Here is a 24,652-nt window from a genome sequence, read left to right on the forward strand (position 1 = left end):
CCGGAGCAGGGCGCAGGATCGGGAACAATCCGGCCGCGTCTCAACCAATCCAGCCCGGAAAAACCGGGCGAATGAGGCGAAAACGTGACGGGCAGGTCGAGCAGGACAGCCCATACCGTAGCCGTTCTGATGGGTGGCCCCTCGGCCGAGCGCGAGGTGTCGTTGTCATCGGGGCGCGAATGCGCCGCGGCGCTGCGGGTGGCGGGCTATGACGTGATCGAGGTCGAACTGGGGCCGGATCTGGGCAGCGATGTCGCTGCGCGGCTGGCCCGGATTGCGCCCGATGTCGTCTTCAACGCATTGCATGGCCGCTGGGGCGAGGATGGCTGCGTGCAGGGCATCCTTGAATGGATGGGCCTGCCCTATACGCATTCCGGTGTCCTGGCTTCTGCCATGGCGATGGACAAGACCGTGGCCAAGCAGGCGTTTCGCGATGCTGGACTGCCGGTCGTGGAAAGCGTGATCGCGGACGCGGCCGAGGTTCGGACGCGGCATGTGCTGTCTCCGCCCTATGTGGTCAAACCCAACGACGAAGGCTCCAGCGTCGGGGTCTATATCGTGCACGAGGCGGCGAACGGTCCGCCGCAACTTGCCGACACGATGCCGGCGCGGGTCATGGTCGAGACCTATGCCCCCGGACGCGAGCTGACGACCACGGTTCTGGGCGATCGCGCACTTGGGGTGACAGAGATCATCACCGAGGGCTGGTACGATTATGACGCCAAATACAAGGCGGGCGGATCGCGCCACGTCATCCCCGCTGCCGTTCCCGCCGAGATTGCCGAAGCCTGTCTGGATTATGCCGTCCGCGCGCACGCGGCGCTTGGCTGCCGTGGCCTGACCCGAACCGATTTCCGTTGGGACGAGGCGCGCGGCGTTGCCGGTCTGATCCTGCTGGAGGTGAATACGCAGCCGGGCATGACCCCGACCTCACTGGCGCCCGAGCAGGCAGCCCATGCCGGTATGGACTTCCCCGCGCTGATGCGCTGGATGGTGGAGGATGCGCTGTGCCGGACGTGATCGATCATCGTCCCCGGCAGCGCGCCGATGCGCCGCCGTCGCCCCGCGTCAAGCGCGATCCGGCGCCGTCGCGGCTGAAATATCGGCTGGAACGGATGTGGCTGACGCCGCTGTATCGGCGCCTGCTTCGTGTCGGTGTGCCGGCCTTCCTGATCGCGATGACCGTAGGGCTTTGGCTGTCCGATGAGGATCGCCGTGCCACCTTGACCGGGGGCGTCACCGCACTGATCGACAAGGTTCAAAGCCGCGAGGAATTTCAGGTCCGGATGATGACGGTCGAAGGCGCATCGCCAGTCGTGGACAAGGCGTTGCGGGCGATGCTGCCGGTCGATCTGCCGGCGTCCAGCTTTGACATCGACCTTCCGGCGCTGCGGTTTCAGGTGATGCAGCTTGACGCCATTGAATCGATCGATCTGCGGATCAAGCCGGGCGGCATCCTGTCGGCGGTGGTCACCGAACGCGAACCCGCGCTGTTGTGGCGCCATGCGCGCGGCATCGAGATCCTCGACGAGGGCGGACATCGGGTTGCGGGCGTCACCTCGCGCGAGGTCCGTCCCGATCTTCCGCTGATCGCAGGCGATGGTGCGGATCTGGCAAGTGCCGAGGCGTTGGAGTTGATCGACGCGGCGGGGCCGATCCTGCCGCGACTGCGGGGCTTGGTGCGCCGCGGCGAGCGGCGCTGGGACGTTGTGCTGAATCACGGCCAGCGGATCATGTTGCCCGAAGAGGGTGCCGTGATCGCGCTGGAAGCGGCGATCGCGCTGGACCGGGCCCAGGACATGCTGGGGCGCGATGTCACGACCGTCGATCTGCGCGATCCCTCGCGACCTGTTCTGCGCTTGGGCGTCGACGCGCGCAACACCATCCGTCAGGCACGCGGCAAGCCGTTGCTGGGACCGGACGGCAATATTCTTGAAGACGACAAGAAGGGGGGCTGAGACCAGATGGCGGAATTGTATCAGACGCAGCGGGCAATGCGGAACATGCGCCGCGCCGCCCTGCAACGCGGGGTGATCGGCATCCTTGATATCGGAACCTCGAAGATTGCGTGCCTGGTCCTGAAATTCGATGGCACCGGCACGTTCCGCGAGACCGACGGCGTCGGCCCGATGGCGGGTCAGGCGAATTTCCGGGTAATCGGTGCGGCATCGACCCGGTCGCGCGGCATGCGGCGTGGCGAGATCGAGACCATGGCCGAAACGGAACGCGCGATCCGGACGGTCGTGACCGCCGCCCAGAAACTTGCGGGCGTGCGCGTCGATCACGTCATTGCCTGCCTGTCGGGCGGTCGGCCGGCCTCTTACGGCTTGGCGGGTGAGATCGTGCTGGAATCCGGCAAGGTCGGCGAACACGATGTCGCGTCGGTGCTGGCGGCATGTGATGCGCCGGATTTCGGGCGCGGTCGCGAAGTGCTGCACGCGCAGCCGGTCAATTTCGCAGTTGATAACCGCAGCGGCCTGGCCGATCCGCGGGACCATGTGGGCAACAAGCTGGCCTGCGACATGCATGTGCTGACGGTGGACGGCGACATGTTGGGTAACCTGGTCCAGTGCATCCGGCGCTGCGACCTAGAACTTGCGGGTATCGCGTCGGCATCATACGCCTCGGCTCGGGCCAGCCTTGTCGAGGATGAACAGGAACTGGGCGCCGCCTGTATCGACTTCGGCGGCGGCGGCACATCCGTTTCGATTTTTGTCAAGAAACACATGATCTTCTCGGATCATGTTCAGATTGGCGGCGCGCTGGTGACGCAGGATATCGCGCAAGGGCTGCGGGTTCCGTTGCCGATGGCCGAACGGCTGAAGACTCTGAACGGCGGGGTCGAGGCAACCGGGCGCGATGACCGGGACATGATCGAGGTCGGCGGCGAAACCGGTGACTGGGAGGCGGATCGTCGGCTGGTCAGCCGCGCCGACGTCATCGGTGTGATGCGGCCCCGGATCGAGGAAATTCTAGAGAATGTGCGGCAAGTCCTTGATGCCGCGGGATTTGATTTCATGCCCAGTCAGCAGATCGTGTTGACGGGCGGCGGCAGCCAGATTCCCGGGCTGGACGGGTTGGCGACACGGATCCTGGGTCCGAATATCCGCTGCGGCCGACCCTTGCGAATCGACGGGCTGGCGCATCAACTGACCGACCCTAGTTTTTCCAGCGCAGTAGGGCTGGCCTTGTTCGCGGCCCATCCGCAGGACGAATGGTGGGATTTCGAAATGCCGGCCGAGGCGTATCCGGCCCGCAGCTTGCGTCGGGCCTATCGCTGGTTCCGCAACAACTGGTGATTGCAGGAAAGTTTCGCTATGGGGTTGTCGCAGTGCGGCTACCATATTCAGGGTGCTTGGCAAGATACCGCCGATACGAACCGGCCGGAACGCCAGATTTTGCGGTGACGAACTGTTTTTCGGGTGACGCGCGGTATCCTAACCGCTACGATTGCAGTTAATTCGGGGGATTCGAACGGGCGGTCCACGTCCGCGGCGAACTAAGACAAACAGGCGGAAACCATGAATCTCAATCTGATGATGAACGACGAAGAAGAGCTGAAGCCACGCATCACCGTATTCGGTGTCGGCGGCGCTGGTGGCAACGCGGTCAACAACATGATCGAGAAGCAACTTGACGGGGTCGAGTTCGTGGTTGCCAACACCGACGCGCAGGCACTGGCGCAATCGCGCGCGACAAGTCGTGTGCAGATGGGGCCGAAAGTGACCGAAGGGCTGGGCGCAGGCGCCAAGCCGTCGATCGGTGCCAAGGCCGCCGAGGAAACGATCGAGGATATCGTCGATCACCTGATGGGCGCGCATATGTGCTTCATCACCGCCGGCATGGGCGGCGGCACCGGCACCGGCGCAGCCCCGATCATCGCGCAGGCCGCCCGCGAGATGGGCATCCTGACGGTTGGCGTCGTGACCAAGCCCTTCCAGTTCGAAGGCACCAAGCGGATGCGTCAGGCCGAAGAGGGCGTCGAAGCCCTGCAGAAGGTCGTGGACACGCTGATCATCATTCCGAACCAAAACCTGTTCCGCCTGGCCAACGAGAAGACCACCTTCACCGAAGCCTTCGCGATGGCCGACGACGTGCTGTATCAGGGCGTCAAGGGCGTCACCGACCTGATGGTGCGCCCGGGCCTGATCAACCTCGACTTCGCTGACGTTCGCGCGGTAATGGACGAAATGGGCAAGGCCATGATGGGCACCGGCGAAGCGGCTGGCGACAACCGCGCGCAGGAAGCCGCCGAACGCGCCATCGCCAACCCGCTGCTGGACGAGATCAGCCTGAACGGCGCCAAGGGCGTGCTGATCAACATCACCGGCGGTTACGACATGACCCTGTTCGAACTGGACGAGGCCGCGAACGTGATCCGCGACAAGGTGGACAGCGACGCGAACATCATCGTCGGCTCGACGCTGGATCCAGATATGGAAGGCAATATCCGCGTTTCCGTCGTCGCGACCGGCATCGACGCCAGCGCTGTCGAGGAAGTTCCGGCCCCGCGCCGCAGCATGGCTGAGCCGCTGACCCAGACGCCGTCGGTTGCCCGCAAGGATGACGCGGCCGATGCCGCCGTCGCTGGCGACGACCTGCCGGTGCCACCGCGCCGCACCCCGGCCCCGGCCGCCGAAACGCGCCCTGCCGCGCCGGTCTCCGCGTCCCGGACTGAAGAGGACATGCCGAAGCCCGCGTATCAGCCGAAAGAGCCTGCGCGTGCGGCTGCGGTTCGGGTCGATGACGACATGCCCGATTTTGTCGCTCCGCGCGCGCCTGCCGGTGGACGCGGCCAACCCGCACCCGAGGTGATGGATCGCCTGCGCCGCGCAGTCGAACATCATGGACAGGGTCGCGCACAGCAGCAGCCCGCTGAACGCGCCCCGCAGCAGGTCGCCGATGCTCAGCAGCGCAGCAGCCATGGTCAAAGCCGGATGAGCGGTCTTGGCCGGATGCTGGAGCGGATGGCCGGACACAATGAACAGGGCGGGCATGCTCCCTCGAAGCCGGGCGGTTCATCCATTGCCGAACGGGTCAGCGATCGCGTCGCCGCACGCGCACGCCAGCAGGAAACCGATTTCGACGATCTGGCCGATCCCGATCACGGCCAGGACAATGTCGAGATCCCGGCTTTCCTGCGTCGTCAGGCGAATTGAGCCGATCACGAAACTGTCACGAAGACTGACCTAAAGGGCCGCCTCGCGCGGCCTTTTTCTTTTGTTTATCAGATAATTACGACAGCACCCGCCGGGGTTGCACCGGGTTCGCGTCTGAATGTTTCATGCCGTTACAATTCGTTAATTGAACGCTAACGCCGCTGCGCCTAGCTGAAACTGTGCCGAAGCGATCAGGCTTTGGACAACGAATTCAAAAGCAGGCTCGTCATGCAGGCAACGCTGAAAAAAATGGTGACCTTCGCCGGTGTGGGACTGCATTCCGGCGCGCCCGCACGGCTGGACATCCACCCGGCGCCGGCAGATCACGGCATCGTCTTCCGCCGTGCCGATCTGGATCCGGCGGTCGATATCGTGGCGCGTTGGGACAATGTGACGCCGTCAAAGCTTTGCACGCTGCTGGACAACGGGGCAGGTGTGACCCTGTCGACCGTCGAACATGTGATGGCGGCACTGGCCGGCACCGGCATTCATAACGCGCTGATCGTCGTGGACGGACCCGAGATCCCGATCCTGGACGGTTCGGCAGCGCCGTTCGTGCGCGGCATCCTGCGCGCCGGTATTGCGATGCAGTCGGCCCAGTTGCGGGCCATTCGCGTTCTGCGCCCTGTCGAGGTGCGCGAAGGGGCGGCGTTTGCCCGGCTTAGCCCGGCCGACCATCTAGAGATCGAGTTTCACATCGACTTCGTGGACGCGGCGATCGGGCGGCAGCAGAAAACGCTGGATATGGCAAACGGCGCGTTCCTGCGTGAGCTTGCCGACAGCCGCACCTTCTGCCGTCAGGCCGATGTCGATGCGATGCGCAAGAACGGACTTGCGCTGGGTGGCACCTATACAAATGCGGTCGTCGTTGACGGCGCACAGGTTCTGTCGCCGGGCGGCCTGCGTCACACCGACGAAGCCGTGCGTCACAAGATGCTGGATGCGATGGGCGATCTGGCCTTGGCCGGGGCACCGCTTCTGGCGCGCTATACCGGCCATCGCGCCGGTCATGCGATGACGAACCGCCTGCTGCGGGCCCTGTTCGCCGATCCGACCGCATGGACGTGGGAGACCTGTTCGCCCGCGCTTGAGGATCGTCTGCCTGGTGCGGGCGTTGCCGCCTACAAGGAACTGGCAGGAATCGAGATGGCCGCGCTGTAAGGCGCGGCCGCCTTGCCCGAGTCGTGTTTCGTCGTGGCAGTCCGATCAGGACCAGACACAGCCTCAAATCACTCGTGAAATTCAACGGATTGCCATTTTGCGCCCCCTGATGTTCTGTGCTAGGAGATGCCGGCAGCCCGGCCTGAAACGGGCGGTCGCACAGCAGAATCGCAGGGCAGGGTAAAGATGGCGCGCTCGAAAATCTCGGCTTCCATGATGGCTGCGGTGTTGGCGGGGATGACGCTGGCGGGGTGTTCGTCGCTTGGTTCGGACGACTCGGACAAGCGGAATCTGGAACGCTTCACCGCCGAACAGATCTATACACGCGGTGAATTCGAACTGGAGAACAGTCGCAGCCCGGAAGACGCCGTCTTCTATTTCAGCGAGGTCGAGCGGCTTTACCCCTATTCCGAATGGGCCAAGCGCGCGCTGATCATGCAGGCTTATGCAAATCACCGGGCCAAGGAATATGAAGAGGCGCGCGGCGCCGCGCAGCGTTTCCTCGACACCTATCCCGGTGACGAGGATGCGGCATATGCACAGTATTTGCTGGCGCTGTCCTATTACGACCAGATCGACGAGGTCGGTCGCGACCAAGGTCTGACCTTCCAGGCGTTGCAGGCCCTGCGCACCGTGATCGAACAATATCCCGACAGCGAATATGCGCGCAGCGCGATCCTGAAATTCGACCTTGCCTTCGATCACCTTGCGGCGAAGGAAATGGAAATCGGTCGCTATTATCTGAAGCGCAGGCACTATACGGCCGCGATCAACAGATTTCGGGTCGTTGTCGAGGAATTCCAGACCACGACGCAGACGCCCGAGGCGCTTTTGCGCCTGACCGAGGCCTATCTGGCACTTGGCCTGAACGACGAGGCGCAGACCGCAGGGGCTATCCTCGGCTATAACTTCCAGTCGTCGCCCTTCTATGACGATGCCTATCGGCAGTTGCGTGGGCGCGGACTGGCAGCCGAGGCACGTGGCGACAGTTGGCTGAGAAATGTCTATCGCCAGATGATCCAGGGCCGCTGGCTGTGATCGGGGACATGCCGCGCTGACGCGTGGCTTGTGGGGGCGGTATGCTGCGAAGCCTCGAAATCCAGGATATGCTGCTGATCGACCGGCTGGACCTGACGTTCGGGCCGGGTCTCAACGTGCTGACCGGCGAGACGGGCGCGGGCAAGTCGATACTGCTGGATTGTCTGGGCTTTGTGCTCGGCTGGCGCGGTCGTGCGGATCTGGTCCGGCAGGGTGCGTCCCAGGGCGAGGTGACTGCCGTATTTGATCTGCCGGCGGATCATCCTGCGCGGGCAGTGCTGGATGAGGCAGGTCTGTCCATCGACGATGACGAATTGATCTTGCGGCGCGTCAATGGCGGAGACGGGCGCAAGACCGGGTTCGTCAATGATCGCCGCGCCTCGGGCGAGGTCCTGCGGCGGCTGTCCGAACTGCTGATCGAACTGCACGGACAACACGATGATAGGGGGCTGCTCAATCCGCGCGGGCACCGGGCCTTGCTTGATGCGTTCGGTGCACAGGATCTTGGCCCGGTCCGCACTGCGTGGGCGGCGCGGCGCGAGGCGTTGAAGGAACTGGAAGCTGCCGAAGCGGCGCTGACAGCCGCCCGCGAGGAAGAGGATTTCCTGCGCCACGCGGTCAAGGAACTGGACGATTTGGACCCGGTTGCTGGCGAGGAACAGGATCTGGACACCCGCCGACGTGCGATGCAGGCGGCCGAACGGATCCGCAAGGATGTCGCGCAGGCATTGCAGTTGCTGGGACCGGAAGCGGCCGAAGGCGCCATGCTGGATGCCTCGCGGTGGTTGGAGACGTCGGCCGACGCAGCCGATGGCCGTCTGGATGAACCCATCGCCGCACTGTCCCGCGCACTGATCGAACTGGGCGAGGCGCATCATGGTGTCGAGGATGCCCTGTCCGCGATGGATTTCGATCCCCGCGCTCATGAGGCCGCCGAGGAGCGGCTTTTCGCCCTGCGCGCACTGGCGCGCAAACATGATGTGCTGGCCGATGACCTGCCCGGCCTGGCGAACCAGTTCCGCGACAGGCTGGACCGTATCGACGCAGGGGATGCGCGGATCGGGGATCTGCGTGCTGCGGCGCGTCGCGCGGAAGAGGCGTATCATGCTGCGGCCGACAAACTTAGCCTCGACCGGCATCAGGCGGCGATACGGCTTGACCGTGCGGTTTCAGCCGAACTCGCGCCGTTGAAGATGGATCGCGCGGTGTTCGAGACGCGCCTTTCGCCGGCCGATCCCGGCCCGGACGGCAAGGACAGCGTGGCTTTCACCGTCGCGACCAATCCCGGTGCCCCGGCCGGACCCTTGGACAAGATCGCCTCGGGTGGGGAACTGTCCCGGTTTCTGCTGGCGCTTAAAGTCTGCCTTGCACGCGGCAACGACGCGCTTGTTATGATCTTCGACGAAATCGATCGTGGCGTCGGTGGGGCCACCGCGGATGCCGTTGGCCGCCGTTTGAAACGTCTTGCCCAGGATTCCCAGGTGCTGGTCGTCACGCATTCACCGCAGGTCGCCGCGCAAGGAGACAGGCATTTCCGCGTCGCCAAGTCGGTCGCCGACGGGATGACGACATCCACGGTAACGGCGCTGCCCGACGGCGCGCGGATCGAGGAAATCGCGCGGATGCTGTCGGGCGACAGGATCACCGACGCCGCGACCGCAGCCGCCCGCGCGCTTCTCAGCGGGTAAGCTTGCAGGTGCTGATCCCGAAGATCGAATAGGCGGGGCAGGTTCTGAGCATGCCCGTCAGCAGCGGCACGATGCCAAGCAGATACAGCCAGCGATAGGTTGCATCACCGTCCAGGAAGAACCCCGCGATCAGGGACAGGCCAATCAGGATGCGCAGGATACGGTCCGCGCCGCCGACATTCCGGGTCATCTTCAGATCTCCCATTTATCATTCATGTTAATGAATATATAAGCTCGGGATTCTGTCAAGTCACCATTGTCGTGTGCGTGGCGTCACGCCTTGCCGGGGACTGTCGCTGCGGCTACCGTGGGGCCCAGCCAATCAGCCGCAAGGACAGGCCATGTCAGACCGTCGCAATCCCGGCATTGATCTGGACACGTCATTTTTCGCGGATATCCGCGTCAATACGCCCGCGGTCGAACGACGCGCGGCGACCTTGCCGGTGCGTCGCAGCCTCAAGAAGGACTGGCAGGCCGCATGGCTTCTGAACGCGGTGCGCTGCATCGACCTGACGACGCTCGCGGGCGACGACACCCCGGATCGCGTCGCGCGCCTGTGCGCGAAGGCACGTCAGCCGATTGCCGCGGATCTGCTGGCCGCAATGGGCGTCGAAGGTCTGACCACCGGTGCGGTCTGCGTCTATCCGACGATGGTCGCCGCCGCCAAGACGGCACTGGGAAATTCCGGCATACCGGTGGCCAGCGTCGCGACCGGATTTCCCGCCGGGCTGATGCCCTTGGATCTGCGGCTGGCCGAAATCCGCTATGCCGTCGACCAGGGTGCCGACGAGATCGACATCGTCATCACCCGCGCCCATGTCCTGCGCGCCGACTGGGGCGCCCTGTATGATGAATTGCGGGCCATGCGTGCAGCCTGTGGCACCGCGCGGATGAAGTCCATTCTAGCGACTGGCGATCTGAAATCGCTGGAGAATGTTGCGCGTGCCAGTCATGTGGCGATGCAGGCGGGCAGCGACTGGATCAAGACATCGACCGGGAAGGAGGGCGTCAACGCCACTCTGCCCGTCTCGCTGGTGATGTGCCGGGCGATCCGCGACTATTGCATGCGGACCGGACACAAGGTCGGCTTCAAACCCGCCGGAGGATTGCGGACTGCCAAGGATGCGATCAGTTGGCAGGTGCTGATGCGCGAGGAACTTGGACGCGACTGGCTGTCGCCGGACCTGTTCCGCATCGGCGCCAGCAGTCTTCTGGGCGATATCGAAAGACAGATCAGCCACCACGTCACCGGCCGATACGCCGCCGGTCATCGTCAAGCCATCGCCTGAGGAAGATATGAGCCGCGTGAGCGAAATCATGGAAAACATGGAATATGGTCCGTCCGTCGAGGACAGCGGTGCGGTGCGCGACTGGTTGCGCGACCGAAGCCCCTTCGGCCACTTCATCGGCGGCAAGTTCACAGGGTCAGGCACGACCTTCACTACACGCGATCCTTCCACGGGCGAGGTGCTGGCCGAGGTTACGCAAGGCGGCGACCCAGACGTGGCCGAGGCCGTCAGGGCCGCCCGCAAGGCGCAAAACAAATGGTCGGGATTATCGGGCAACGAGCGCGCAAGGTATCTTTATGCAATCGCGCGTCACATCCAGAAACGCGAACGGTTCCTGTCGGTTCTGGAAACCCTGGATAATGGCAAGCCGATCCGAGAAAGCCGCGATATCGACATTCCGCTGGCTGCGCGGCATTTCTATCACCACGCCGGATGGGCGGAATTGCGCGACAGCGAATTTCCCGGCCACGCGCCGCTTGGCGTCTGCGGACAGATCATCCCCTGGAACTTTCCACTGCTGATGCTGGCCTGGAAGATCGCACCAGCGCTGGCGGCCGGGAATACCGTCGTGCTGAAGCCTGCCGAATATACACCGCTGACCGCGCTGGCCTTTGCCGAGATCTGCCAAGAGGTCGGATTGCCCGCAGGCGTCGTCAATATCGTGACCGGCGACGGTGCGACGGGCGCGGCGCTGGTTCAGTCCGAACTGGACAAGATCGCGTTCACCGGCTCGACCGAGGTGGGGCGCGCCATCGCGGCCAGCCTTTCGGGAGCTGGCAGGAAGCTGACCCTTGAACTGGGCGGCAAGTCACCGTTCGTCGTGATGGATGACGCCGATCTGGACGCCGCGGTGGAAGGCGTCGTCGATTCGATCTGGTTCAATCAGGGGCAGGTCTGCTGCGCAGGCTCGCGCATCCTGGTGGCCGAAGCGGTGGCGGAACGCTTCGAGTCCCTGCTGCGCGCGCGGATGGAAAGATTGCGTATCGGACAGCCGCTGGACAAATCCACCGATATCGGCGCCATCGTCGATCCAGTGCAGAAGGACCGGATCCTGTCGATCTGCGCCGAGGCAATCGGGGCGGGCGCAGAACTGATCGGCGGTCAGCCGGGCGAAGGCTGCTTTATCGCGCCGGGCTATCTGCGCAACATCGCGCCCGCAAATCCGGGGATGCAGCAGGAAATATTCGGCCCCATCGCCACGCTTTCGACGTTTCGCACCGCGGATGAGGCGGTCGAACTGGCCAACAACACCCGCTACGGGCTGGCGGGATCGGTCTGGTCGGAAAGCGCGACGGTCGCCACCGATATCGCCGCGCGGATCAATGCCGGGGTCATCTGGATCAACTGCGCGAACATGTTCGACGCCAGCGCCCCATTCGGCGGATATCGCGAAAGCGGCTTCGGCCGCGAGGGCGGACGCGCAGGCATGCTGGACTATCTTTCCGAGTCGCAGGTGAAATCCGTCAGGGACCCGGCGCCCAGGCAGCCCGTGTTGATCGACGGTGCCGAAGGCAAGGGCCACGATATCGACCGCACGATGAAGCTTTATCTGCGCGGCGCGCAGAAGCGCCCCGATGGCGGGGCCATGTACAAGGTGCCCGGCGGGCTTGCGCCCCTGGGCAACCGCAAGGACATTCGCAACGCCGTCGAGGCTGCGGCCAAATCAGGAAAATGGGCCGCGATGGGCGGTCATGCGCGTGCGCAGGTGATGTATTACATCGCCGAGAACCTGTCCGCCCGCGCCGACGATTTCGCCAAGCGAACCAATCGCCAGGAAACCGATGCGGCCATCGCCCGCGCGTTCCACTATGCAGCCTGGGCCGACAAGTTCGACGGTGCGAATGTGCAGGCAAAACCCGGCCATCTGGTCAATGTGCTGCCCGAACCGTACGGCGTGATGGCCATCGCCTGTCCGAACACCCAACCGCTGGCGGCATTCATGTCGCTGGTGCTGCCCGCCATCGCGATGGGCAACAATGTCGTCGTCATTCCCGCGCAGGACGATCCGCTGGTGCTGTCGGACCTGTATCAGGTGTTCGATACCTCGGACCTGCCGGGCGGTGTGGTCAACATCGTCACGGGCGTCCGCGATGAACTGGCCCGCACCGCCGCCGCGCATGATGGCGTGGCCGCGATGTGGTATGTCGGGGATCGTGACGGGCTGGCATCTGTCGAACGCGAGGCGGGCGGAAACCTGAAACCCGTCTGGTCGCCCGCAAATCGCGACTGGACCAAGCCTGATGCGCAAGGCGCCATGTTCCTGCGCCACGCGATCCAGTGGAAGACGATCTGGCTGCCTTACGGCGCCTTGCCCGAAGGCAGCGGCGGCGCGGCCTACTGAGATGAAGGGGGCTGTCCGCCCCCTCGTGGCCCGTGGCCAATTCACCCCTGAGGGTATTTTTCGCAAAGAAGCAGTGCCAGAGGATCTGCGGGACGGTCAGCGACCTCGAATCCGCGGATCCATCGCGTCGCGCAGGCCGTCACCGATATAGTTCACGCACAGCACCGTCAGCGAGATGAAGACACCCGGCAGGATCACCCGGCTGGGATACAGCACCATCTGGTCAACGGCGTCGTAAAGCAGCCGACCCCAGGTCGGAAAATCGGGCGGAAACCCAAGACCCAGAAAACTGAGCGCGCTTTCGGTGATGATCGCCGTGGCGATCCCCAGCGTCGCGGCGACCATGATCGGCGACATCACGTTGGGCAGGATATGACGCAGGATCATCCGGCGAGGCGGCGTGCCGATGGATCTGGCCGCCAGGATGAATTCGCGTTCCTTCAGTCCCAGAACATCGCCGCGCACGATCCGCGCCGATTGCATCCAGCTGGTTGCGCCGATGGCCGATACAATCAGGATGAAGATCCCCATCGCGGGACCGAAGTTCTGCGACAGCGGTTCGCGGAACAGCGTCACCATCAGCAGAAGCAGCGGTAGAAGCGGCAGAGCCAGGAACAATTCGGTCATGCGCATCAGCGGCGCATCGAGACGCCGGAAATAGCCCGCCATCACGCCGATGAAACTGCCAAGGGTGACGGCGATGATCATTGCGGTCAGTCCGACCGCGATCGACACTCGCCCGCCCGCCATCAGGCGGGCCAGCATGTCGCGGCCCAGTTGATCGGTGCCCAGGGGATGGGCTGCGACAAAGCCGGAATTGCGCGCGCGGATATCGACATAGGTCGGGTCGATGGTCCAAAGAAGCGGTCCGATCGACACGAACAGAAGCACGCCGGCGAACAGCACTAGCGCCACCATGGCCCCCTTGTGGCTGCGGAACTGGCGCCAGACATCGCGCCACTGGCTGCGCGTCTGATCACCCGCATGCACCGGGTCGTCGGGCGGCAGGTCGCTGGTGACGGGCGCGGCCGAAGCGGTTTCATCGACCAGTTCTTGGGTATCCAGCCGTGCCTGGCGGTCGGTCTCAGTCATAGCGGATCCTCGGGTCGAGCACGCCGTAGAGTATGTCGGCGATCAGGGTAAACATCACGATCAGAATCGCGAACAGGAAGGTCACCGTCAGCACCATCGGCAGGTCGTTGGCATAGATGGCGGTGATCAGCAGCTGCCCCAACCCATTAACCTTGAACACCTGTTCGGTGATCAGTGCGCCGCCAAAGACGGTCGGCAACCCCAGCGCGATCACCGTCACCACCGGGATCAGGCTGTTGCGCAGCACATGCTTCAACACCACTGTCCGTTCGCCCAGGCCCTTGGCACGCGCGGTGCGGACATAGTCCTGTCCCAGATTGTCCAGCATGGACGCGCGCATGAAACGACTGACCTGCGCGGCATTATACAGTGCCAGCACCGTCACCGGCATCACCATCTGTCGGACCTGGGCCGTGAAGCTGTCCCAGTCGCGCACTTCCAGCGTCGTGTCATAGACCGACGGAAACCACTGCAGCTTGACGCCGAAGATGATGATCATGACGACGCCGGTGAAGAAGGTCGGCATCGAGAAGCCGATCATCGAGACGAAGGTGCCCACCTGATCGAACCATGAATACTGCTTGTAGGCCGACAGGATGCCGATGGGAATCGCGATCATCACGCCGACGACATAGGACATTCCCACCACGATCAGCGTCTGCGGCACGCGCTGCGCGATCACGTCGAAGACCGGGCTGCGGGACTGGAAGCTGATGATCCGCTGCATGCCGTCGCTGAAGGACGTCCCGAAGACCTGATCTAACCAGAACAACGGCTCGACCCAGAAGAACTGCTTCAGCCAAAGCACATAGCGAATATACCACGCCTGGCCCAGACCCAGCGCCTCGCGCATCCTTTCCTTCACCTCGGGTGGCACGGTCAGCGGCACATCACCCAAGGGGTCGCCGGGCGACGCCTCGAGCAGCAGGAAGATCACCAGTGAAATGAACAGCAGCGTCGGAATGGCCAGCAGCAATCGGCGGATGGTGAAGTTGAGCATCTGGACCTCTTTCACAGGTCTTGAGATCTGCCCGCACCGGTATTGCCGTGGGTCTGGCGCGGACGATGTGACATGGCTTCCGGCTGTGCCGGTCTGCGGGACCGTCGGGGCAGGGCGCCGTTTTCGGGGACGGGACGGAAACCCCGATCCTTTCCCTTGTGCGCGTCGATCCTGGATCGCCGCTTGCCCAAGGGTCCACGCCGATCAATGACCGGCGTGGCGGCGGGCATGATCAGGTCATTCCGTCTTGCGATACCACTCCGCGACGTTCCACAGTTCCGTATCCCAGGCGTTCAGCTCGACCCCGCCAAGCGTATCGCTGACGGCCGAGGCGGTGCCGCGATAGACCAGCGGAATGATGGCGTTGCTGTCCTTGGTGATCAGGTCGTTCATCTGCTGGCCCAGCTTGCCGCGAGCTTCCAGATCGACCGTCTTTCCCAGTTCCGCAAGCAGTTCGTCATGCTTCGGATCGCAGAAGCGGCTGGTATTCTCGCCCTGCCACTGGTTCTCGGGTCCGGGCGCCTTGTTGCAGGTATTCTTCGCCAGATATGGCTCGGGGTTGTTGCCTTCGAAGTTGTTGGCATACATCTCGACATCTGCATAGAATTTCTGCAGCGTGTCGGGCGAGCCTGCGTCACTGCCGAAGAACACCGAGGCATCGACGGTCTTCAACTCGGTCTCGATTCCGATTTCCGACCACCACTGCTTGATCAGCGCCTGAAAATCCTGACGCACCGCGTTGACCGAGGTCTGGAAGACCATCGACAGGCGCACGCCGTCCTTTTCGCGCACGCCGTCACCGCCCGGCACCCAGCCAGCCTCGTCCAGCAATGCCTTGGCACCCTCGATATCCTGGGTCAGGCATTCGGTGTTGTCCGAGGCCCATGCCGCGGGTGCGGGAACAAGATTGCAGGTCGGCTTGCCGGCCTGACCGTAACCGATCTCGGTCAGCAGGTTGCGGTCGATTGCCATCGACAGCGCCTTGCGCACGGCGGGATCGGTCAGGAACGGATGCGGATGCTTGGTTGTCGACCGCTCGCCTTCGGGCAGCGAGGACGACGGATCAGTCAGGTTGACATGGATCCGTTCGACAAGGCTGCCAAAGGCCGCCTGCACATGACCCTTGCCATTCTCCTCCATCCCTTCAAGCACCTCGGGTGCAAGCTGTGTGTTCCAGGCATAGTCGAATTCACCCGTTTCCAGCACCGAACGCGCCGCTGCCGCCGCATCGCCGCCGCCCTTCATGGTCAGCGTCGCGAAGGCGGGCTTGTCGGGGTCGCGATATTCGGGATTGGCCTCGAAGGTGATGACGTCGTTGGTCTTGAACTCGACCACCTTGAACGGGCCGGTGCCGATCGGGTTGAAGTTCTGGTCGGTGCAGGTGGGGGCCGCCGAACCGATGCATTGTTCGAACTGCGCCTTTTGCAGGATCGGGGACTGACCGCCCACAAAGGCCGAGAACGGATCGGGGTGCGGTTCCGTGAAGGTGACCTTGACGGTCAGCGGATCGACGGCTTCAACGCTTTCGACACCCTCGAATTTTGCCAGCTGTGCGCAGCCGCCATCGGGATGCATGCAATAATTGGCGGTGAACACCACGTCATCGGCGGTCAGGTCGGTCCCGTCGGACCACTTGATCCCCTCTTTCAGCTTCCATGTGACGGTCTTCAGATCCTCGGAGATGCCGCCATTCTCGATCGAGGGCAGTTCGGTCGCCAGGCGCGGCGTCAGCGTGCCTTCGGGGGTAAAACTTGCCAGCGGCTCCAGCGTCATGCTGGCGGCAATGATGTCCTTGGTGCCGCTGGACAGATACAGGTTCATCGTCGATGGTGCCTGCCACATGATGACATTGACCTGACCATCGGCGCCTCGCTCGGCCATCGCCGCCGGCGCAAGCGTCATCGTGGCCGCCGCGCTCATCAACAAGGTTCTCAGTTTCATCGCTTGCTCCTGTTGGGTGTCCGAACCCGCGGGATTCCGGTCAGGCGGTTTTCCCAAGCCGTTGTCTGGCTTTCATTATTCACTGCCTTCCCCGTTTGGCCGGGTGTGTTCTTTAAGTGCCGTCATCCCTGCGGACTGCGATCAGTTTCAAACGAAGCCCATTTGGAAAGCAAGTCCAATCGCGCGGTGGTTGCCGCGAGGTTTCGTCTTTGACTTTCGCCGCACGCCCGCTAGCCTTCGCGGAAGACCTGATCTGGGGGTGCCGCATGCTGGACGAAAAGCCGCTTGTTTCCATTGAGAAACTTCGTGTCGAGTTTGAAACGAACGACGGTGTGGTGGTGGGCGTCAAGGATGTCAGCTTCGACATCAAGCCTGGCGAATGCGTCTGCGTGGTGGGGGAATCCGGATCCGGCAAGTCGGTCAGTTCGCTGTCGCTGATGCGGCTAGTCGAATTCGGCGGCGGCACGATCACTAATGGCAGGCTGATGTTCGATCCCGGCGACGGAACCATGCTTGATCTGGCGCAGCAATCGTCCCCCACGATGCGCGATATCCGCGGCAACAAGATCGGCATGATCTTCCAGGAGCCGATGACCGCGCTGAACCCGGTCTTCACCGTCGGCGATCAGTTGACCGAGGGGCTGATCGAACATCGCGGGATGGACAAGAAACAGGCCCGCGCCCGCGCGCTCGAGATCCTGAAACAGGTCCGCATCCCCGAGCCTGAACGTCGATTGAATCAGTATCCGCACGAATTGTCAGGTGGCATGCGCCAGCGCGTCGTCATCGCCATCGCGATGGCCTGCGAGCCACGTCTGCTGATCTGCGACGAACCCACCACCGCGCTGGACGTGACGATCCAGGCCGAAATCCTGGCCCTGATCGACAGGCTGAAACGCGAAAAGCAGATCGCCGTGCTGTTCATCACGCATGACATGGCGGTGGTCGCGCAGATGGCCGACCGCGTTGTGGTGATGTATCGCGGCGACAAGGTCGAAGAGGGGCCGGTCACCGACATCTTCGAAAACCCGCGCGAAGACTATACCAAGATGCTGCTGGCCGCCGTCCCGCGTCTGGGCGAGATGACCGGCAAGGCCGCGCCCGAAAGGCTGCGCCTGATGCGCGACGGCACCATGGGACAACCCGAACCGATCATCGTCAAGGACCCAAAGCCGCTGCTGACGATCCAGAACCTGATCACGCGCTTTGCGGTCAAGGGCGGCCTGCTGCGGCGCGTCGTGGCGAATGTCCACGCCGTCGAGGATGTCAGCTTCACCATCAACGCCGGCGAGACGATGTCGCTGGTGGGCGAATCGGGTTGCGGAAAATCGACCTGCGGCCGGTCGATCCTGCGGCTGGTCGAACCGAATTCGGGTCATGTCACCCTTGGCGGCACGGATATTCTGGCACTGTCGCAATCAGATCTGCGCAAGGCGCGTCGCGACATGCAGATGATCTTTCAGGATCCGTTCGCCAGCCTCGATCCGCATATGAAACTGTATGATCAGGTCGCCGAGCCGATGCAGAATTACGGCATCGGCAGCCGCAGCGAACGCGAGGACCGGATCGCGCAGCTTTTCGACCGAGTCGAACTGCCACGCAGCTTCATGCGGCGATATCCGCACGAAATGTCGGGCGGGCAGCGCCAGCGAATAGCCATCGCCCGCGCACTTGCACTGAACCCGAAGCTTATCGTCGCGGATGAGGCGGTGTCCGCGCTGGACGTATCCGTGCAGGCGCAGGTGCTGAACCTGCTGATGGAGTTGCAGCAGGATCTGGGGATCTCGATGCTCTTCATCAGTCACGACATGGCGGTCGTGGAACGCGTCAGCCACCATGTCGGCGTGATGTATCTGGGCCGCATCGTCGAGATGGGCACAAGGCAGCAGGTCTTCGAAAATCCCCAGCACAGCTACACCAGACAGCTGATGCTGGCCGTACCGGTCGCAGATCCGCGTCAGAAGAAGATCAGCGAGGACCTGAGCTTCACGCCGATCCCGTCGCCGATCCATCCGGTGGATCACGTGGCTCAACCCTCGGTCTATCGCGAGGTCGCACCGGGGCATCGTGTTCTGGTCGATCCAGTAACCCATTCGTGAGGACAGCCCCGCCAATCGGCCCGGACCGTGCGCCGCGTTTTCGTGACCCTCTGCCCGATGCGACGGATGTCGTGGTCATCGGCGGCGGTATCGCGGGGGTCACGACGGCGCTGTATCTGGCGCGCGAGGGGCTTTCGGTCGTGCTGTGCGAAAAAGGCGTGATCGCGGGCGAACAATCGTCACGAAACTGGGGCTGGATCCGGGCGCAGGGTCGCGATGCAGCCGAAATCCCGATCATGATGCAGGCCAGGGATCTGTGGCGCGACCTGTCGCGGGAACTGGGCGACGAACTTGGCCTTAGGGTTTGCGGTGTCACATATCTGGCGGATGATCGCGCTGCCATGGACCGCTATGAGGCCTGGTTGGGAATTGCCCGGCAGCACGGGCTGGACAGCCGGCTGATGGGACGGGCCGAACTGACGACAGCGCTGCCAAATCGGGCGGGCTGGATCGGCGGTTTGATCACGCCTTCCGACATGCGGGCGGAGCCGGCGTTCGCCGTGCCCGCCATCGCGCGGCTTGCCGCGGCTGACGGGGTGGTCATACGCGAACACTGTGCGGTACGTGCCCTGGATTTCAGCGCCGGACATCTTTCGGGCGTGCTGACCGAGGATGGACCTGTCCGCTGCGACCGTGTGTTGCTGGCCGGTGGGGCGTGGTCGGGGGTGTTCGCCGGCAATGCGGGACTGTCCGTTCCGCAGCTTTCGGTTCGGGCCACGGTCGCGGCGACCGAAAAGATGCCAGACTTCTGGACCGGCGCCGCTGCGGGGTCGAGTTTCACCTTCCGGCGCCGCGAGGATGGCGGCTATACACTGGCGCCTGGAATGGCGCATGATTTCTGGATCGGCCCCGCGGCATTCCGCCATCTGCGCGCCTATCTGCCGATGATGCGCCGCGACCTGCGCCTGACCCGTCTGCAACCCGCCGCGCCGCGCGGCTTTCCCGACGCATGGACCACGGCGCGACGCTGGTCGCCCGACCGGAAAACCCCGTTCGAGGCGATGCGCGTGCTGTCGCCTGCGCCGCACCTCGCGCGCGTCGCGCGGCTGCAGGATGACTTCGCCGCAGCTTTTCCACAGGTCGGCCGCCCCAGGATACGGGCGGCATGGGCCGGGATGATCGACACGCTGCCCGATCAGGTGCCTATCCTGGATCAAACCACTTTGCCGGGTTTCTTTGTCGCGACCGGATTGTCCGGTCACGGCTTTGGAATTGGGCCGGGGGTCGGCCGCGTGATGGCCGATCTGATCCGAGGGGTCGATCCCGGCCACGATCTGACGCGTTTCCGGTTCAGCCGCTTCTCGGATGGTTCGGGGATCAAGCTGGGCCCTGACCTCTAGCGTCGCAAGCGCCGACTGGCTTCACAATCGTCTGAGGCTGCGGATGAAATGATGACATCTTCTCGTGTCCGGTTATGCTGACCGCCGCGCGGTATCTCGCCATGGGGAAGTTGACAATGAATGCTCGCTGCAAGCTTCCGGCGGCTCGAAATGCGGCCACTCCGGCGACAGGGTTGATCCTGCGCGGCAGAACAAATGCCCTGTCGGCTTTTGTCGCGTTCGCGGTACTTCTCGCCGTGCCGTGTTCGCAAGCGTCTGCGCAGGCCGGGGCCGGCGACGACGTTCCCTCGGCGCAGCGGATCTGGCGTCACCTGCTGGACAATCCGTTGACCGAAGACGGGGCGGAAAACGAAGGACCCGCGCCAGCCGAAGAGATGACAACAGCGGTCGATGGCGACCGGCCGTCCCACCGCCCCGTCGCGCAGACGGATGGGGCTTCGCTTGCCCAGGCCCGGGTCGTCATCCATCATCCGTCATCGTCCGGTGAGGCGGTGTCGCAGGCCGTAGCCAACCGTCTGCGCAACGCAGGGGCGGGCGAGGTCGAGATAAGACGGGTTCCGTTCGGGATTGATCAGGAAAGCATCCGCTTTTTCTTCGGGGCCGATCGCGGCGTTTCGGAAGATATCGGGACCTTGATCGCGCCCGAGCGAAGCGCCGAGGTGCAGGACTTTACCCATTACTCGCCCGCACCGCGCAGGGGCACGGTTGAAATCTGGCTGCGCTGACGGCTTTCCGAAATCCCCTCTGCGGTTCACGGCCTGTGCGGCCTGTGCGGCCTGTCGTGCCCCTGATACTGCCAGGCTTCGCGGATCGGACTTTGCGAGCTTTGCGCAAGCCGTTCGCGCAGGCGCAAGGCAAGCGGCGACAGCGGACGCCGCCGCAGGTCCAGAAGATAATACGGCGACACCCGCAGATCGTGGCGCACGCTCAGCCGGCTGAATCCGGCGGAAACGGGCGGTTCGATCAGCAGGTCGGCAACCTCGTCCGAAACCGGGGCGATCGCATTGCTTTGCGCAAGATAGGCCATGGTCAGAAGAAGTGACGGGCTGTTGACGACATTCGCCGGTTCGGGCAGCCCGACATTCGCAAAGGCGGCCAGTGTCGCCTCTCGGATCGGGGCACCACGCTGCTGCATGATCCATTCGCTGCCTGCCAGTTCGGTCAACGTGACCGAATGCGATCTGGCCAACGGATGGGTCGAGCGGGCGATGAAGACGACTCGTTCGTCGCGCATCGGCAGAATGTTGAAATCATGGCTGTCGAATTCCGGCAGAATGCGCGCCAGCACCAGATCCATCTCTCCGGCTTCCAGATGGGTCAGCAATTCGCGCGACGGCATCACGTCAACAGTGATGTCCGCCTCGGGCGCTTCGTGCTTGATCCGCCTTATCGCGCCGACCAGGTGGCTGACAGCCGGTCCGGTGACCGCGCCCACGCGCACCGCACCGGCATAGCCTTCCCGCAACCCACGAACATCGGTCTCGATACTGGCCATTTCGCGGATGATGGCACGGGCGCGGCGAAGGACCGCGATCCCGATCTCGGTCGGTTCCATTCCCTTGGGCTGTCGGATGAACAACGGCGCGCCGATCTGGCGTTCGGTCTCTGCCAGCATGCGCGAGGCGGCCGGTTGGGTCATCGCCAGCGCCTCGGCCGCGACCTGCAGCTGATGATGGGTGGCGATCTGGTGGATCAACCGAAGCTGCGCGGGTTTCAGGGTCAGCCGAGGGGTGGACATAACATTACCGGTATGTAAATTGCACGATTTCTCATTTTACCGACATGTGATTTCCCTGCTACAACTTTCTCACCGACACAGGGACGTGACCCGGACCGGGCACGGCAGGGAGGAAATATCATGAAAATCAGAAACGCCGCGGTCGCGCTGGCGATCGGAGTCTCGTGGCTGGCGTCCGGCGCGATGGCTGAAACCGTGGGCATCTCGATGCCGACGAAATCCTCGGCCCGCTGGATCGACGATGGCAACAACATGGTCAAGCAGTTTCAGGACGCGGGCTACGACACCGATCTGCAATATGCCGAGGATGACATTCCCAACCAGCTTGCGCAGGTCGAGAACATGATCACCAAGGGTGTGGACGTCCTGGTGATCGCCGCCATCGACGGCACCACTCTGTCCAACGCGCTGGCCAATGCGAAGGCCGCCGACATCAAGGTGATCGCGTATGACCGTCTGATCCGCGATACGCCGGACGTGGACTATTACGCGACCTTCGACAATTTCAAGGTTGGGGTGGAACAGGCGAATTCGCTGGTCGAAGGGTTGAGCGAACGGTTCCCCGACGAGAAGCCGTGGAACGTCGAACTGTTCGGCGGCAGCCCCGACGACAACAATGCCTATTTCTTCTATGACGGGGCGATGTCGGTGCTGCAGCCGATGATCGACGCAGGCGACATCGCGATTCCGTCCGGTCAGATGGGCATGGATACGGTCGGCACGCTGCGCTGGGACGGCGCGGTTGCGCAGGCGCGGATGGATAACCTGCTGTCGGCAAACTACACCGACAAGAAGGTGCAGGGCGTGCTGTCGCCCTATGACGGATTGTCCATCGGAATCCTGTCGTCGCTGAAGGGCGTCGGCTATGGCTCGGGCGACATGGCGATGCCGATCGTCACCGGCCAGGACGCCGAGGTTCAGTCGGTGAAATCCATCCTTGCCGATGAACAGTATTCGACGGTGTTCAAGGACACGCGCGAACTGGCCCGTGTCACCGTGGGCATGGTCGAGGCAATGCTGAAGGGCGGTGAGCCGGAGATCAACGACACCGAAACCTACGACAACGGCGTCAAGGTCGTGCCGTCCTACCTGCTGGAGCCGGTGGGCGTGGACAAGTCGAACTGGGAAGAGGTGCTGATCGGATCGGGCTACTACACCGCCGATCAGATCCAGTAACTGCGTTCCTCGGGGGGACGGGGCCGCGTGCCACGATGCGTGGCCCCGCTGTGAAGGGAAGACAGGCATGGCCGCGCTTCTGGAAATGCACAACATCACCAAGACCTTTCCCGGTGTGAAGGCGCTGGACAATGTCAGCCTTGATGTCCGCGAGGGCGAGATCCACGCGATCTGCGGCGAAAACGGTGCCGGAAAATCGACGCTGATGAAGGTGCTTTCGGGTGTCTATCCGGTTGGCACATATGAGGGTCAGATCGTCTATGACGGTCAGCCTGCCCGCTTTTCCGGGATACGCGACAGCGAGGACCGGGGCATCATCATCATTCACCAGGAACTTGCGCTGGTGCCGCTGCTGACCGTGGCCGAGAACATCTTTCTCGGAAACGAACGTGCAAGTCGCGGTGTGATCGACTGGCCCGAGACATTTCGACAGACCGAGGCACTGCTGGCCAAGGTCGGTCTGCGCGAAACGCCGGGCACCAAGGTCGACAGTCTCGGTGTCGGCAAGCAGCAACTGGTCGAGATCGCGAAGGCCCTGTCCAAGAATGTCCGCCTGCTGATCCTGGACGAACCGACGGCGGCCCTTTCCGAAGGCGACAGTCAGGCGCTGCTGGATCTGCTTCTGGAACTGAAATCGCAGGGTGTGACCAGCATCATCATCAGTCACAAGCTGAACGAGGTCCGCCGCATCGCCGACAGCGTGACGGTGATCCGTGACGGGGCGACGATCTCCACCATCGATGCGCGCGGCGGCGACCTGACCGAGGATCGGATTGTGCGCGACATGGTCGGCCGCGACATGGCGCACCGCTATCCCGACAGGGATCGACGCGCAGGCGACACCGTGTTCGAGATGAAGAACTGGAATGTCTGGCATCCCGAACATGCCGATCGCCAGATGATCCAAGACCTGTCGATGACCGTTCGCGCCGGAGAGGTCGTTGGCATCGCCGGGCTGATGGGGGCCGGGCGGACCGAACTGGCGATGAGTATCTTCGGCCGTTCCTACGGGCGCAACATCTCGGGGCAGGTGCTGATGCACGGCAAGCCTGTCGATGTCTCGACGGTGGATCGCGCAATCAAAGCCGGGTTGGCCTATGTCACCGAGGATCGCAAGTCGCTTGGGCTGATCCTTGAAGAAACCATCCGCCGGAACACGGTGCTGGCCAATCTTGATGCGGTCGCCACGCGCGGCGTGGTCGAGGAGGGGCGCGAAACCGCCGTGGCCGAAAAATATCGCGACGTGCTGTCGATCCGCACGCCGTCGGTGTTCCAGAAGGTGATGAACCTGTCGGGCGGCAACCAGCAGAAGGTGGTTCTGGCCAAATGGCTGTTCACCGAACCCGACCTGCTGATCCTGGACGAGCCGACGCGTGGCATCGATGTCGGCGCGAAATATGAAATCTATAGCATCATCAACGATCTCAGCGCTGCGGGTAAGGCCGTTATCATGATCTCGTCCGAGATGCCCGAACTGTTGGGCATGTGCGACCGGATCCACGTGATGAACGAGGGCCGTTTCGTGGGCGAACTGACCGCCGAAGAGGCCAGTCAGGAAGCCATCATGTCGCTGATCGTAAGGGAATAGGA

19 protein-coding genes are annotated in these 24,652 nt (G+C 63.3%); 14 read left to right on the forward strand and 5 right to left on the reverse strand.

What is annotated here, in order from left to right; translation table 11 throughout:
- The first annotated feature begins 129 nt into the window (after window positions 1-129).
- From J7359_RS03155 to recN, 7 genes are all read left to right on the forward strand, one after another.
- Window positions 130-1,020 (forward strand): D-alanine--D-alanine ligase, encoded by an 891-nt coding sequence (locus tag J7359_RS03155; protein WP_247740176.1) that lies wholly within the window; start codon window positions 130-132, stop codon window positions 1,018-1,020.
- Window positions 1,008-1,958: a cell division protein FtsQ/DivIB gene (locus J7359_RS20220; protein ID WP_348524329.1), complete on the forward strand. Its 951-nt coding sequence runs from the start codon at window positions 1,008-1,010 to the stop codon at window positions 1,956-1,958. Before J7359_RS03155 ends, J7359_RS20220 begins: the two co-directional genes overlap by 13 nt.
- Before the next feature lie 6 nt (window positions 1,959-1,964).
- Entirely contained in the window at window positions 1,965-3,299 is a 1,335-nt protein-coding gene (ftsA, locus tag J7359_RS03165; protein WP_209055089.1) for a cell division protein FtsA, read from the forward strand.
- 222 nt (window positions 3,300-3,521) lie between these two features.
- Window positions 3,522-5,159, forward strand: a complete 1,638-nt coding sequence (gene ftsZ, locus J7359_RS03170; RefSeq protein ID WP_209055090.1) for a cell division protein FtsZ — start codon at window positions 3,522-3,524, stop codon at window positions 5,157-5,159.
- A 228-nt stretch (window positions 5,160-5,387) separates the two neighbouring features.
- Window positions 5,388-6,320, forward strand: coding sequence for a UDP-3-O-acyl-N-acetylglucosamine deacetylase (lpxC, locus tag J7359_RS03175; protein ID WP_209055091.1), 933 nt, complete (start codon window positions 5,388-5,390; stop codon window positions 6,318-6,320).
- Window positions 6,321-6,506: 186 nt separating this feature from the next.
- The gene (locus tag J7359_RS03180) at window positions 6,507-7,358 is read left to right on the forward strand and encodes an outer membrane protein assembly factor BamD (RefSeq protein ID WP_209055092.1); all 852 of its coding nucleotides are present in this window, start codon (window positions 6,507-6,509) and stop codon (window positions 7,356-7,358) included.
- Between the two features lie 41 nt (window positions 7,359-7,399).
- Window positions 7,400-9,046 (forward strand): DNA repair protein RecN, encoded by a 1,647-nt coding sequence (gene recN / locus J7359_RS03185; RefSeq protein ID WP_209055093.1) that lies wholly within the window; start codon window positions 7,400-7,402, stop codon window positions 9,044-9,046.
- Here recN and J7359_RS03190 read toward each other — a convergent pair.
- The gene (locus J7359_RS03190) at window positions 9,036-9,236 is read right to left on the reverse strand and encodes a DUF2892 domain-containing protein (RefSeq protein WP_209055094.1); all 201 of its coding nucleotides are present in this window, start codon (window positions 9,234-9,236) and stop codon (window positions 9,036-9,038) included. The two genes, recN and J7359_RS03190, sit on opposite strands and share 11 nt — an antisense overlap.
- Window positions 9,237-9,387: 151 nt before the next feature.
- Here J7359_RS03190 and deoC point away from each other — a divergent pair, with 151 nt between their 5' ends.
- Together deoC and J7359_RS03200 are read left to right on the forward strand one after the other, a co-directional pair.
- Window positions 9,388-10,335, forward strand: coding sequence for a deoxyribose-phosphate aldolase (deoC, locus tag J7359_RS03195; RefSeq protein ID WP_209055095.1), 948 nt, complete (start codon window positions 9,388-9,390; stop codon window positions 10,333-10,335).
- A gap of 7 nt (window positions 10,336-10,342) precedes the next feature.
- Window positions 10,343-12,676, forward strand: coding sequence for an aldehyde dehydrogenase family protein (locus tag J7359_RS03200; protein WP_209055096.1), 2,334 nt, complete (start codon window positions 10,343-10,345; stop codon window positions 12,674-12,676).
- A gap of 96 nt (window positions 12,677-12,772) precedes the next feature.
- On the opposite strand, the gene J7359_RS03205 is transcribed toward J7359_RS03200, so the two are convergent.
- The 3 genes from J7359_RS03205 to J7359_RS03215 form a co-directional block, all read right to left on the reverse strand.
- Window positions 12,773-13,768, reverse strand: coding sequence for an ABC transporter permease (locus J7359_RS03205; protein WP_209055097.1), 996 nt, complete (start codon window positions 13,766-13,768; stop codon window positions 12,773-12,775).
- Window positions 13,761-14,768 carry an ABC transporter permease gene (locus J7359_RS03210; RefSeq protein WP_209055098.1) on the reverse strand — a complete coding sequence of 336 codons (1,008 nt, stop codon included), beginning with the start codon at window positions 14,766-14,768 and terminating at the stop codon, window positions 13,761-13,763. Before J7359_RS03210 ends, J7359_RS03205 begins: the two co-directional genes overlap by 8 nt.
- A 237-nt stretch (window positions 14,769-15,005) precedes the next feature.
- The gene (locus J7359_RS03215) at window positions 15,006-16,709 is read right to left on the reverse strand and encodes a peptide ABC transporter substrate-binding protein (RefSeq protein ID WP_209055099.1); all 1,704 of its coding nucleotides are present in this window, start codon (window positions 16,707-16,709) and stop codon (window positions 15,006-15,008) included.
- Between the two features lie 266 nt (window positions 16,710-16,975).
- Here J7359_RS03215 and J7359_RS03220 point away from each other — a divergent pair, with 266 nt between their 5' ends.
- From J7359_RS03220 to J7359_RS03230, 3 genes are all read left to right on the forward strand, one after another.
- Window positions 16,976-18,808 carry an ABC transporter ATP-binding protein gene (locus J7359_RS03220; protein WP_209055100.1) on the forward strand — a complete coding sequence of 611 codons (1,833 nt, stop codon included), beginning with the start codon at window positions 16,976-16,978 and terminating at the stop codon, window positions 18,806-18,808.
- The gene (locus J7359_RS03225) at window positions 18,805-20,148 is read left to right on the forward strand and encodes an FAD-dependent oxidoreductase (protein WP_348524330.1); all 1,344 of its coding nucleotides are present in this window, start codon (window positions 18,805-18,807) and stop codon (window positions 20,146-20,148) included. The genes J7359_RS03220 and J7359_RS03225 overlap by 4 nt, the downstream gene beginning before the upstream one ends.
- Before the next feature lie 74 nt (window positions 20,149-20,222).
- The gene (locus J7359_RS03230; RefSeq protein ID WP_209055101.1) at window positions 20,223-20,873 is read left to right on the forward strand and encodes a hypothetical protein; all 651 of its coding nucleotides are present in this window, start codon (window positions 20,223-20,225) and stop codon (window positions 20,871-20,873) included.
- Between the two features lie 26 nt (window positions 20,874-20,899).
- On the opposite strand, the gene J7359_RS03235 is transcribed toward J7359_RS03230, so the two are convergent.
- Window positions 20,900-21,886 (reverse strand): LysR family transcriptional regulator, encoded by a 987-nt coding sequence (locus J7359_RS03235; protein WP_209055102.1) that lies wholly within the window; start codon window positions 21,884-21,886, stop codon window positions 20,900-20,902.
- Between the two features lie 120 nt (window positions 21,887-22,006).
- Here J7359_RS03235 and chvE point away from each other — a divergent pair, with 120 nt between their 5' ends.
- Both chvE and mmsA read left to right on the forward strand, forming a co-directional pair.
- Entirely contained in the window at window positions 22,007-23,062 is a 1,056-nt protein-coding gene (gene chvE / locus J7359_RS03240; RefSeq protein WP_209055103.1) for a multiple monosaccharide ABC transporter substrate-binding protein, read from the forward strand.
- A 67-nt stretch (window positions 23,063-23,129) separates the two neighbouring features.
- The gene (gene mmsA, locus J7359_RS03245; protein WP_209055104.1) at window positions 23,130-24,650 is read left to right on the forward strand and encodes a multiple monosaccharide ABC transporter ATP-binding protein; all 1,521 of its coding nucleotides are present in this window, start codon (window positions 23,130-23,132) and stop codon (window positions 24,648-24,650) included.
- Window positions 24,651-24,652: the final 2 nt, after the last annotated feature.

The sequence above is a fragment of the Paracoccus sp. R12_2 genome (assembly GCF_017744015.1).
Classification (GTDB): Bacteria; Pseudomonadota; Alphaproteobacteria; order Rhodobacterales; family Rhodobacteraceae; genus Paracoccus.

Coding starts and splice junctions, on each gene's coding strand:
- J7359_RS03190 (WP_209055094.1), bottom strand. CDS start 9,236: ATGACCCGGAATGTCGGCGGCGCGGACCGTATCCTGCGCATCCTGATT.
- lpxC (WP_209055091.1), top strand. CDS start 5,388: ATGCAGGCAACGCTGAAAAAAATGGTGACCTTCGCCGGTGTGGGACTG.
- J7359_RS03210 (WP_209055098.1), bottom strand. CDS start 14,768: ATGCTCAACTTCACCATCCGCCGATTGCTGCTGGCCATTCCGACGCTG.
- mmsA (WP_209055104.1), top strand. CDS start 23,130: ATGGCCGCGCTTCTGGAAATGCACAACATCACCAAGACCTTTCCCGGT.
- ftsA (WP_209055089.1), top strand. CDS start 1,965: ATGGCGGAATTGTATCAGACGCAGCGGGCAATGCGGAACATGCGCCGC.
- J7359_RS03220 (WP_209055100.1), top strand. CDS start 16,976: ATGCTGGACGAAAAGCCGCTTGTTTCCATTGAGAAACTTCGTGTCGAG.
- recN (WP_209055093.1), top strand. CDS start 7,400: ATGCTGCGAAGCCTCGAAATCCAGGATATGCTGCTGATCGACCGGCTG.
- chvE (WP_209055103.1), top strand. CDS start 22,007: ATGAAAATCAGAAACGCCGCGGTCGCGCTGGCGATCGGAGTCTCGTGG.
- J7359_RS03215 (WP_209055099.1), bottom strand. CDS start 16,709: ATGAAACTGAGAACCTTGTTGATGAGCGCGGCGGCCACGATGACGCTT.
- J7359_RS03155 (WP_247740176.1), top strand. CDS start 130: ATGGGTGGCCCCTCGGCCGAGCGCGAGGTGTCGTTGTCATCGGGGCGC.
- J7359_RS03235 (WP_209055102.1), bottom strand. CDS start 21,886: ATGTCCACCCCTCGGCTGACCCTGAAACCCGCGCAGCTTCGGTTGATC.
- J7359_RS03205 (WP_209055097.1), bottom strand. CDS start 13,768: ATGACTGAGACCGACCGCCAGGCACGGCTGGATACCCAAGAACTGGTC.
- ftsZ (WP_209055090.1), top strand. CDS start 3,522: ATGAATCTCAATCTGATGATGAACGACGAAGAAGAGCTGAAGCCACGC.
- J7359_RS03230 (WP_209055101.1), top strand. CDS start 20,223: ATGCTGACCGCCGCGCGGTATCTCGCCATGGGGAAGTTGACAATGAAT.
- J7359_RS03180 (WP_209055092.1), top strand. CDS start 6,507: ATGGCGCGCTCGAAAATCTCGGCTTCCATGATGGCTGCGGTGTTGGCG.
- J7359_RS03200 (WP_209055096.1), top strand. CDS start 10,343: ATGAGCCGCGTGAGCGAAATCATGGAAAACATGGAATATGGTCCGTCC.
- deoC (WP_209055095.1), top strand. CDS start 9,388: ATGTCAGACCGTCGCAATCCCGGCATTGATCTGGACACGTCATTTTTC.